Here is a 760-nt window from a genome sequence, read left to right on the forward strand (position 1 = left end):
CCTTGTAGCGTAAGGCAACACGCTCGCCGTCGAAGTTGACAATCCGCGCATCGCTCAACGCAATGCGGTGGCTGTAGCGCCCGAGGTAGTCAACGACCGTGTCGGTGTGGGTGAGGCACGGCTTGGAGTAGACCACCCAGTCGCGGGCCATCAGGTTGTCGAGGAGCCGATCGATCTCAGCGGGATCGAGTCGTGCCAAGCGCCCTTCCGCGACGGCGCGGCGCAGGCGGCTGACGAAGCCGCCGCGAAAGTGCCGTGAGAGCGCCCGCACCGGGAACAGGTAGGTGCTCTTCGCCGAGTGCCAGGTGCCATCCGTACCGAGCGCCCCGCCGGGCACCAGGCAATGGAGATGTACGTGGCGCACCAAGTTCTGGCCCCAGGTGTGGAGCACCGCGGTCATCCCGAGCTGCCCATCGAGACGCTTGGGGTCGGCGCCGAAGGCCGACAGGGTCGCCCAGACTGTCTCGAAGAGCAGATCGTAGATCTCCTTGGGATGAACCTCGACCCAGCCGTTGAGGATATCGGGCAGGGTGAAGACCAGGTGATGATAGGCGACCGGCAGGATCGCGGCGCGTTGGCGCTCGCACCAGGCGAGCGAGGCCAGGCGTTGACAGCGCGGGCAATGGCGGTCGCGACAGGCATAGTAGAGGAACGCCGACTCCCCGCAGCCGTCGCATTCGAGGAGCAGGCCGCCGAGGGCCTCGGTGCGGCAGGTGCCAATGTGATGACAGACTTGCCACTGGCGGGGGCTCAGCGGCTG

At 66.6% G+C, this 760-nt stretch carries 1 protein-coding gene; it reads right to left on the reverse strand.

What is annotated here, in order from left to right:
- Window positions 1-760: IS91 family transposase (locus CKO15_RS13790; RefSeq protein ID WP_200197400.1), on the reverse strand; the 760-nt coding region annotated here is incomplete at both ends.

It is taken from the genome of Halorhodospira abdelmalekii, assembly GCF_016583625.1.
GTDB classification, from domain to species: Bacteria; Pseudomonadota; Gammaproteobacteria; order Nitrococcales; family Halorhodospiraceae; genus Halorhodospira; species Halorhodospira abdelmalekii.